The 8,232-nt window shown below is 65.1% G+C and carries 6 protein-coding genes; 2 read left to right on the top strand and 4 right to left on the bottom strand.

The genetic code is table 11. The annotated features are described in order from the left end of the window. Positions 1-349: 349 nt before the first annotated feature. The 3 genes from NE584_RS18840 to NE584_RS18830 all read right to left on the bottom strand — a co-directional run bounded on the left by NE584_RS18840 (position 350) and on the right by NE584_RS18830 (position 2,465). Positions 350-1,027, bottom strand: a complete 678-nt coding sequence (locus tag NE584_RS18840) for a response regulator transcription factor (RefSeq protein WP_050622890.1) — start codon at positions 1,025-1,027, stop codon at positions 350-352. A gap of 51 nt (positions 1,028-1,078) precedes the next feature. Beyond that, positions 1,079-2,065: a YafY family protein gene (locus NE584_RS18835; protein WP_050622891.1), complete on the bottom strand. Its 987-nt coding sequence runs from the start codon at positions 2,063-2,065 to the stop codon at positions 1,079-1,081. A gap of 67 nt (positions 2,066-2,132) precedes the next feature. Continuing rightward, on the bottom strand, positions 2,133-2,465 hold the full coding sequence (locus NE584_RS18830; protein ID WP_050622892.1) for an arsenate reductase family protein: 333 nt from the start codon (positions 2,463-2,465) through the stop codon (positions 2,133-2,135). A gap of 259 nt (positions 2,466-2,724) precedes the next feature. Here NE584_RS18830 and NE584_RS18825 point away from each other — a divergent pair, with 259 nt between their 5' ends. Further along, a complete protein-coding gene (locus NE584_RS18825) occupies positions 2,725-5,103 on the top strand; it encodes a sugar phosphate nucleotidyltransferase (RefSeq protein WP_256183495.1) in 2,379 nt (792 codons plus the stop codon). 392 nt (positions 5,104-5,495) lie between these two features. Then, positions 5,496-7,154 carry a ribonuclease J gene (locus NE584_RS18820; RefSeq protein ID WP_050622894.1) on the top strand — a complete coding sequence of 553 codons (1,659 nt, stop codon included), beginning with the start codon at positions 5,496-5,498 and terminating at the stop codon, positions 7,152-7,154. A gap of 128 nt (positions 7,155-7,282) precedes the next feature. Here the strand turns inward: NE584_RS18820 and NE584_RS18815 are convergent, their stop codons facing one another. Then, on the bottom strand, positions 7,283-8,086 hold the full coding sequence (locus NE584_RS18815; protein ID WP_256183493.1) for a cell wall hydrolase: 804 nt from the start codon (positions 8,084-8,086) through the stop codon (positions 7,283-7,285). Positions 8,087-8,232 lie beyond the last annotated feature (146 nt).

The raw sequence follows: 8,232 nt of genomic DNA, 5'->3' as shown, positions 1-8,232 counted from the left end.
GGGCTTGCCCCCGCCTGTCTCTGGCATGTTCTGTGACTGGTACGGGGGGAGGAGGCCCCCTCATCCGCCGCGGCTCGCGCCGCCACACCTTCCCCCCACAGTGGGGAAGGCTTTTGGGGCGGCTGGAAGCCTGCGGGAGATCTTGGGCCTCTGCGCAGGGGCGGGGCTTGCCCCCGCCTGTCTCTGGCATGTTCTGTGACTGGTACGGGGGGAGGAGGACCCCTCATCCGTCACGGCATTCGCCGCGACACCTTCCCCCCACAGGGGGGAAGGCTTTGGGGGCGGGGCACGGTGTATTGATGGATCACGAGAGGAAAAGGCCGGACCTTTTGAGGGTCCGGCCTCTTTTTTATTCCTTCTCGAACCGGTAGCCCACCCCGCGGAGGGTGACGATCCGGTCGCTGTACGGGACGATGGCACAGCGGATATGCTGGATGTGGGTGTCCAGGGTGCGGGTGTCAGTGGAGAGCTCCCCGCCCCAGATAATGTCTAGCAGGCGCTTGCGGGAGAAGGCCACGTCCGGGTGGCTCATCAGCACGGTGAGCAGGTCGAACTCCCTGGGCGTCAGGTTGATCTGGCGGCCGTCCACCTCCACCCGCCGGGCAGTCAGGTCCAGCACCAGCCCGCCGCTGCGGAGCACCTCCGCCTCCTCCGAGGCCAGGGTGCTGCACCGCTTCAGGATAGCCGAGATCCGCAGGAGCAGCTCCCGCGCCGAAAAGGGCTTGGTCATATAGTCGTCCGCCCCCAGCTCCAGGCCATGGATGCGGTCCTCCGCCGTGTTTTTGCTGGACAGGATCAGCACCGGGATGGCGGAGAAGGTGCGGACCGCCTTCAACACCGTAAAGCCGTCCATCCCCGGCAGATTCACCGCCAGGACCATGAGATCAAATGCGTTCTGCTGCCGGGACAGGCTGAGGGCGGTCTCGCCGTCCCCCGCCTCTGTCACATCATAGCCCTCCATCCGGGCATGTTTTGCGATCCGGGCGCGCACACCCGTATCCCCGTCTACGACTAAGATCCGTTTCATCGGGCGACCTCCTCCGTGTCTTGTTGTCCCCCGCCCCTCCTCCGGCGGGGTTCAGCCGTACTGCTCCAGCACGGCCTTCAGCTTCCGGCGGTATTCCTCCGCCGCTTTTTGGGGCGCGATCAGCTCCACATTGTCCTCCAGCCCGAACAGCCAGCCGAAAAACTGCGGGCTGAGCACCAGAGGCAGCGTGACGGTGAAGTGGTCCTCGTCCTCCGGCACCAGGATCACGTCCTGGCCGAACCGGTCCCACACCACCCCCGCCATGTGGCTGCGGCAGCGCAGGGTAACGCTGGCCTCCTCCCCGCTGTACATGCCGAAGTGCTTCTGGCCATAGGCGGCCACATCAAAATCCGGGTAGCGGTCCTCCCCCTCCCGGGGCAGGCCGGTGACCACGATCTCCGCCATCTTGTCCACCCGGTAGTGGCGCATCTCCTGGTTGGAGATGTCGTAAGCCACCAGATAGTAATTCTCGCTGTTCCAGATCAGGCCGTAGGGAGAGACGGCGTAACGCCGCCCCTCCCGCCGAAAGACCTTGTTCCGGTGCATGTCGTAGTCAAAGTAGCGGAAGGTGATGCTCTTCCGGGCCGAGAGGGCCGTGTGGAGCTTGTCTACATTATAATATATGCTCTCGTTCATGGCCTTGACCCGGCCGCTGACGTACACCTGCCGCTGGAGCTGGCGGGCCTGGTGGCTGCTCGCCAGCCCCTCCAGCTTGCGGATCAGGGCGTCGCTCTTCTTCCGGGTGATGAAGCGGGAGGACTGCACCACGTCCACCAGCAGCTTCAGCTCCGGCAGCTCAAACTCCCGCCGGCCCACGAACCAGCCCGGGGACCGGCCCTTCCGGCTCTGCACGTCCAGGCCGAACAGCCGCAGGGCCTCCAGATCGTCGTAGACGCTCTTCCGCTCCGCCCGGATGCCCCGCAGGTCCAGTTCCCCGATCAGCTGGGGGACGGTGATGGGGTGCTCCTCGTCGGTGCGCTGGAGCAGGATCTGATACAGATACAGCAGTTTCAGCTTTTGATTGGGACTCTTCGCCATGGGTCATCCTCCTCATTCCGGTGATGCACTCAGCATACCGGAACCTGTGTCCCATATAACGGACTATTCACTCCCAGGCGGCCCACACCTCGGGACAGTAGCCCACCGTGGCCTGCCTGCCGTTTCGCACGATGGGGGTGCGCAGCATGGTCTGGTCCTCCCACAGCCGGTCCAGCTTGTCCTGGTCATAGGCCAGATGCTGGAAAAGAGGATAGTCTGGGTGCTTGGGGTCGGCCAGGGCCTCCAGCCCCACCGCGTTCTTCACGCTGGACAGCTCCCCCCGGCTCATGCCGTACTTCACCACATCCACAGACTGAAATCTCACCCGGCGCTCCTTGAACCAGCGCTCCGCCTTTTTGGTATCAAAGCATTTGGACCTGCCAAAAATCTGTATGTTCATTACGATATCCTCCGGAAGCGCGGGCCGCCTCGTCCCCTGCCCCCGCCGGGCAGGGCGGCCTGCATGGTCCCTGTGTCCTTCCTCAGGCTGTTAAATTATGTATATCTAAGTATAACATATTCCCTCCCAGGGCACAAGTCAAAACCGCTCCGGAACCGGTTTATTTCCCCGGCGGCTGGTCATACTAGGAGATGCTACAAATACAGGGCCGTTCCCGCTCCGCCCCGGCGGAGCCCGGCCGGAAGGGTGGAAACACATCGTGAAAGCTGTCATTATGGCGGGCGGAGAGGGGACCCGCCTGCGCCCCCTGTCCCTGGGCATGCCGAAGCCCATGGTCCCTCTGCTGGGCCGGCCGGTGATGGAACACATCATCGGCCTACTCAAGCGCCACGGGATCGACGAGATCGCCGTCACCCTGTGCTACATGCCGGAGGCAGTGCAGTCCTATTTCGGGGACGGACAGAAGTGGGGGGTCCGCCTGCACTACTTCATCGAGGAGGCCCCGCTGGGCACCGCCGGCAGCGTGCGGGCCTGCGCCCCCTTCCTGGAGGGAGAGGACTTCCTGGTCATCAGCGGGGACAGCGTCTGCGACCTGGATCTCACTGCCGCCATGGAGTTCCATCAGGCCAAGCGGGCCCAGGCCACCCTGGTCCTCTTCCGTCATCCCGCGCCCCTGGAGTACGGGCTGGTCCTCACCGACGAGGAGCAGCGGGTGGTCCGCTTTGTGGAGAAGCCCTCCTGGGGGCAGGTGGTGACCGATCTGGTCAACACCGGCATCTATCTGCTCTCCCCCCAGGTGCTGGAGCAGATCCCTCCGGACAGGCCCTGGGATTTTGGAAAGGATGTGTTCCCAGCCCTGCTGGAGTCCGGCGGCGGCCTGTACGGCGTCCCCGGCGGCGGCTACTGGTGCGACATGGGGGACTGCGGGGCCTATCTGGACTGTGCGGCGGACGCCCTCTCTGGGAAGGTGAAGCTGGATATGGGCCTGCCTCAGCAGTCCCCCGGCGTCTGGAGCGCCCAGCCCATCCCAGAGGGTGTCACCGTGATCCCGCCCTGCTGGCTGGGCCCGGGGGCGGCGGTGGAGCCGGGCGCCCTGATCGGCCCCCATACCGTGCTGGAGCAGAACAGCTGGGTGGGACGCCGCAGCCTGGTCCAGCGGTCGGTGCTCCTCCCCGGCGCCCGGGCGGAGGAGCGGACCACCCTCTACGGAGCCATCCTCTGCAAGGGGGCCGCCGCCCGGCCGGAGGCCGTCCTCAACGAGGGGACCGTCCTTGGAGAGAGGGCCTTGGCGGAGGAGAAGGCCGTACTGCTGGAGGGGGTGCGCCTCTGGCCAGCCCGGGTTGCCCCTGCTGGGACGCGGCTGTCCCGCTCCATCACTTCCTCCGGCCGCCGGGAGCCTCTTCTGTTCGGGGACGGCGGGGTGATCCGGGGCGTACTGGGAGAAGATCTGGGCCCGGAGGCCCTGATGACCATCGGCGGCGTGCTGGGGTGCGAGGGCAAGGTGGGCCTTGGCTACTGGGGCGGGAACGGTGCCCGCATGCTGGCCCAGGCGGCCGCCAGCGGCATCGCCGCGGCCGGCGGGACCCCTCTGGCCCATGACCTGGAGTGCGCCGCCCAGGCCGCCTGGCTGGCGGAGCACCATCAGATCCCTGTCTCTCTCTTTTTGGAGCAGGAGGGGGACCGCATCTATCTCCATCTCTTCGGCCGCAGCGGCCTGCCTCTGGGCCGGGCCAGGGAGCGGAAGCTGGAACACGCCGTAGCCCAGGGGGACGCCCCCCGGGTCCCCGCCGGTCAGATTGGCGAGGTGGTCCGGGTCCATGCGGGCTGTGATGACTACGCCGCCGACGCGGCCAGGCGCAGCCGTCTCCACCGTTTCCCCATGCGCTCCATCACCGTGGCCGTCCCCGGATCCGCTCCCGCTGACCGGGCCATCCGGCAGGCCCTTTCCAGCCTGGGCTGCACGGTATTGGACCGCTGGCGGAAAGGGGTGCCCGCCTTCTCTGGGCTCCACGGCGGGCTCTACCTCTCCGCTCAGGACGAGTCTGGCACTCTTCTGGACCCAGGGCAGCTGCTCACCCTGGTCTGCCTGATCGAGATGGAGGACGGCGGGGGGCGGGTAGCGGTGCCCGATGGGGCCAGCGCCGCGGTGGACCTGGTGGCCGCAGGATTCCACGGCACCGCTCTGCGGCTGGGCCGGGACGGTGAGCAGGCCCTGTCCCTGTATGCCGCCCTGCCCTGGCTGCGGGACGCCGCCTTTGCTGCTGCCCGCATCTGTTCCAGGATGGGCTCCTCCGGTGAGAAGCTGGAGGCCTTGATGAGCAAGACACCCCGCTTCTCCTCCTGGAAGCGGGAGGTTCCCCTCCACGGGAACCGGGGCCTGCTGATGCAGACCCTGGCGGAGGGGAAGGCCGCTGCAGGCGGCGAGGGGGTCCGCATCCACACGGGGAACGGGTGGGTCTATCTGGTCCCCCTGTCCCGCCGGCCCGCCCTGCGTATCCTGGCGGAGAGTCCCGACCTGGAGGTAGCCGCTGAGCTGTGCGACTTCTACGCGGGCCGGGCCGCCCAGCTGGACCGGGAGCTGTCCCGGCAGCTCCCTCCGCCGGAGCAGAGGGAGAGCCCGGCCGGGGAGCGGCTGTAAGCCGAGGACCTGCCTGTCAGGAAAAAGGGCGGAAAATTTAGGCTGTACTTTTCCAGCCCCATGTGTTATACTGTATTTTGCTTATTTTTGGATTTATGCGCGTCAGGGTGGCAGGCGCCCCCTCCCCGCGCCTAAATATAACCCATGCAGGGCCCGCACGCAGGCGGTCACCCGTCCATGGGGACACACAGTACGGACGAGAGCGCAGCCGCCGGATGCCCCGGCGGGCCTCCCGGGAGCGGCGCGGCCCCTGGCCCCCGCTCCATCAGGCGAAGAGACACCCCGTTTCCCGGCGAGGCAGGGCCGGAAAGCAGGGGCGTCCTTCGCCCGGTTGTTTTGCGCCCAGCCGTACATAGACCAGAACTTGACAAATCAAAAACAAGGAGTATCGTATGGCTGAAAAACTGAAGATCATTTCTCTCGGCGGTCTCAACGAGATCGGCAAAAACCTCACCGTCTATGAATACGGCGGTGACATCGTGGTGGTAGACTGCGGCATGGGTTTCCCCGATGACGACATGTACGGCATCGACGTGGTCATCCCCGACGTCAGCTACCTGATCAAAAACCAGAACAAGGTCCGGGGGATTTTCATCACCCACGGACACGAGGACCATATCGGCGCGCTGCCCTATGTCCTCCGCTCCCTGAACGCCCCCATCTATGCCACCCGGATGAGCGCCGGCCTGATCCGCCTGAAGCTGGAGGAGCACCGGCTGCTGGACAAGACCAAGATCATCACCTGCGAGGCGGGCGACGTGATCAAGGCCGGCAAATTCACCGTGGAATTCATCCATGTGAACCACTCCATCGCCGACGCGGTGGCCTTTGCCATCAAGTGCCCGGTGGGAACCTGCGTCCACACCGGTGACTTCAAGATTGACGCCACCCCCATCCAGGGCGGCATGATCGACCTGGCCCGGCTGGGCCAGCTGGGCAACGAGGGGGTGCTGGCCCTGCTGGCCGACTCCACCAACGTGGAGCGTCCCGGCTATACCCGCAGTGAGCGCAGCGTGGGCAATTCCTTTGACGCACTTTTCAAGGGCTGTGAGGAGCGCATCATCGTCACTACCTTCGCAAGCAATGTGGACCGGCTCCAGCAGATCATCGATGTGGCCGCCCGCTATGGCCGCCGGGTAGCGGTCACTGGCCGCAGCATGGAGAACGCCATGAAGGTGTCCACCGAGCTGGGCTATATGAACATCCCAGATGGAGTGCTGATGGACCTGAACCAGATTAAGTCCCTGCCCAAGAACAGGGTGTGCATCATCACCACCGGCAGTCAAGGGGAGACCATGTCCGCCCTGTCCCGCATGGCCTTCTCCACCCACCGGCAGGTGGATATCCTCCCCGGGGATCGGATCATCATCTCTGCCTCCGCCATCCCGGGCAACGAGCACTCTATTGGCAACGTCATCAACGAGCTCTACCGCAAGGGGGCGGAGGTGCTCAACGAGCGGGAGCTGGCCCTCCACGTGTCGGGCCACGCCTGCCAGGAGGAGTTGAAGATCATCCACGCCCTGGTCAAGCCCAAGTTCTTCATCCCGGTCCACGGAGAGCAGCGCATGCTCCAGACCCACGCAAAGCTGGCCCGGGAGATGGGGATGGACTCCAATCATATCCTCATCAGCGACATCGGCCGGGTCATGGAACTGACCCAGAACAGCGCCCGTCTGGCGGGCACTGTCACTGCGGGCCAGGTCTTTGTGGACGGCTTGGGAGTGGGCGACGTGGGCAGCGTAGTGCTGCGGGACCGCCGCCATCTGGCCCAGGACGGCATGATCGTGGTGGTCATGTCCATGTCTGGGGAGGACGGCAGCCTGGTCTCCGGCCCCGACCTGATCACCCGAGGCTTCGTCTATGTGAAGGAGTCCGAGGGGCTGATGGAGGAGCTGCGCCAGGTGGCCCTGGAGGCCATCAACAGCGTGGACGCCCGCTATTCCACCGACTGGTCCGCCATCAAGGGTGCGGTCAAGGGGGACCTGTCCAACTACCTCTATAAGAAGACCAAGCGCTCCCCCATGATCCTGCCTGTTATTATGGAGGTCTGAGCCGGTCAACCCGGCGGTTGGGCCCTTTCCGTCCTGTTTTCCCCTGTGTGTCCCCGCCGGAGGCCGAAGGGGATATCTGGAAGAAGAGTAAACTGAGGCGCGGAGCATCTGCTCCGCGCCTCAGTTTTTCAGACATAAAACTGGTGTCCACCGATGGTGGTATAATAGGTGGCGTTGCTCACGATCCATCTGCCTGCCGACAGGGCAGGGGAGAAAAAATACAAGCTCTCGCCCACCACGTCGGTCCCCTCCAGGCAAAGCTTCGCCGCCACCAGGCTGGAGGAGGCCGGGGCGTCATAGATGGTCCCGTTGGACACCGGCTGGAACTGGACACCGTACTTTGTGTCAAAGACCACCCCCTCCACAGTGTCGGGGTACTGGCTGCTCTCCACCCGGTTCAGGATCACGTTGCCCACCGCGATCTGGCCCAGCAGGGGTTCCCCCCGGCTCTCTGCCGAGATGATCCTGGACAGCCAGTACAGGTCCTCCGCCGGGTAGCTGGCAGAGGCGGGCTGGGCCTGGTCAGTGGACAGCCAGGCGGCTCCCTCCACCTCGTCCCAGGTCAGCTGGAGACCGGCGGCCTCTGCCAGCACCTCCAGGGGCAGGGCGATCCTCCCATCCCGGACCTGTACCCCGTGCTCCACATACAGGGCTCTGCCGTTGACCTCCACATAGAGGGCGCCGGGGGTGGCCGTCAGTTCCAGGTCCTCCGCTGTCAGCGCCGCCACTGTCCCATTCCAGCTCAGCGTGTATCCGTCCGCCGCCTGGCACAGGGCGGCCAGCGTCACATAGGGCGTCCCCTCCTCCGTCCATGCGGCGGAGGGCTCCACTATCCTGTCATCGATCTGGAGTTGGGCGGCTTCGGCGGCCGGTATCATCAGAGCGCCCGCCAGCAGGGCGGCCGCGGCCCATCGGAAAAACAGTCGTCTCATGCTCTCGTGCTCCTTTGCTCTATTTTGTAACCAAATTGTAACTTTTATGCAGTGCAAAGGCAAGCTGTAAGTTTTGGTGCTCCGTTTTCTTCCAGGCAGTCAGGCATAAAAGGGGGGGGGGGGGCGGGCCGCCCCCCCCCCCCCGC

Source organism: Clostridium sp. DFI.5.61 (assembly GCF_024462915.1).
Classification (GTDB): Bacteria; Bacillota; Clostridia; order Oscillospirales; family Oscillospiraceae; genus Lawsonibacter; species Lawsonibacter asaccharolyticus.
This window is presented reverse-complemented; position numbering and strand designations above follow the sequence as displayed.

Excerpts from the sequence above, each read along its gene's own strand:
- NE584_RS18840 (WP_050622890.1), bottom strand. The coding sequence starts at position 1,027 with ATGAAACGGATCTTAGTCGTAGACGGGGATACGGGTGTGCGCGCCCGG.
- NE584_RS18815 (WP_256183493.1), bottom strand. The coding sequence starts at position 8,086 with ATGAGACGACTGTTTTTCCGATGGGCCGCGGCCGCCCTGCTGGCGGGC.
- NE584_RS18830 (WP_050622892.1), bottom strand. The coding sequence starts at position 2,465 with ATGAACATACAGATTTTTGGCAGGTCCAAATGCTTTGATACCAAAAAG.
- NE584_RS18820 (WP_050622894.1), top strand. The coding sequence starts at position 5,496 with ATGGCTGAAAAACTGAAGATCATTTCTCTCGGCGGTCTCAACGAGATC.
- NE584_RS18835 (WP_050622891.1), bottom strand. The coding sequence starts at position 2,065 with ATGGCGAAGAGTCCCAATCAAAAGCTGAAACTGCTGTATCTGTATCAG.